The organism is Streptomyces vastus (genome assembly GCF_039532825.1).
Lineage (GTDB): Bacteria > Actinomycetota > Actinomycetes > Streptomycetales > Streptomycetaceae > Streptomyces > Streptomyces vastus.
Map to the genome: position 1 here is coordinate 17,301 of NZ_BAAASJ010000121.1, position 1,354 is coordinate 18,654.

Consider the following 1,354-nt stretch of genomic DNA (forward strand, 5'->3'; position numbering starts at 1 on the left):
GGCCGCGGCGTCCCCCTCCCCATCGCCATCCTCCTCGACCCGATGATCGGCACCGCGCTGGCCGGCGTCTTGTATGTCGACGCCCGTCTGGCCGCCTGGGGTATCCGCCCACCGGCCTGGTCGACCGCACTGCGCTGGGGCGCCGGCTGTACCGCCGCCCTGATGAACGCCTGGGAATCGCTGTGGCCCGACGGACAGATCGGCTGGCCCCGCAGAGCCGATCCGGCAGCCGTACTGCTGCACCTGACCCCGGCGCTGCTCCTGATCGCCCTGACGGAGACGATCGCCGCCTACCGAAGAACCGTCACCGACCTCCTAGACAAGATCGGCCCAGCCGATTCCACCGCACCCCGAACGGCCGGGGAGCACACCGATCCGGACGCCACCGATCGCGATCCGCTCAACTCCCGCCTCTCAGGGGGTCGTCCGGATCCCGGCCCCGCCTCATCCCGCACCCCCGGTACCGCCCGCGTCGGCCAGGACAGAACCCATATGGCCGACACCACGCCCGACGACCGCCCCGTGGGACCCGGCCCCCGACCGGTCGGCGACCAGCCGACAGACGCCGACGTGTGGCCACGCGCCGTTGCCCTGGACGACACGGCCCGCGCCGCGACGGGGAAACCGGTAAGCATCTGGCGGCTGCGCACCGATCTGCGCATCGGTCCTCGGCGCGCCCGCCAGCTCCGCGAGCAGCTCCTGGCCCGCCACCCCGACCCGCCGCCCCCGATCGGCTGAACCGCTCTCGTCCGCCGCCCGATCCGCCCCACCGGATCCGGGATTCGAATCTGGCGACGCCCCCCCTCGCCGATCGACCCGGCACCCACTCGTCCCGCAGTCGCCGGCAACCGTGACGCCCCTCTGAGCTGGCCCGATCGGGAAACGATCGGGCCGCTTGACTTCCCGCGCCGAGCGAGCGTCCATGGTCGTGGCCGACGACCCGAGCGGGCTCGCGGACAACCGTCAACCCGCTCGTGCCACGGCCCTGTTCGCGCGGGAGAACCGCGATGCGCACGCGCCCGACGAACCCCAGCGGACCCCACGCGGCCCCGCACCCCGGCCGGGGACCTCAACCACCGACATCCACACGGAACGAGGCTCCCTCATGTCCGACACCACAACCAACGGCACCCCTACACCCCACGTCGCCCCCACCCCCGAGCTGCTGGCCCAGCTGACCGGCGCACCCGCCGCGATCTACGCCGAGCTGACCGGCCTCACCGAAAGCGCCACCGCCGCCGAACTCGCCCTCGCCACCGGCCTGGGCCGCTCCACCACCGGAAAGGCCCTGACCACCCTGGAAGAGCACGGCCTGGCCGTACGCACCCCCGGCGGCCACGACGGCCCCCGCCGC

At 73.6% G+C, this 1,354-nt stretch carries 2 protein-coding genes; both read left to right on the top strand.

Annotation, left to right across the window (positions count from 1 at the left end; genetic code table 11):
* Positions 1-738, top strand: a 738-nt coding sequence (locus tag ABD357_RS40695; protein WP_344396493.1) for an extensin, incomplete at its 5' end; no start/stop codon positions are given.
* A 157-nt stretch (positions 739-895) separates the two neighbouring features.
* Positions 896-1,354 (top strand): helix-turn-helix domain-containing protein (locus ABD357_RS40700; protein WP_344396495.1); only part of this gene is annotated, 459 nt, incomplete at its 3' end.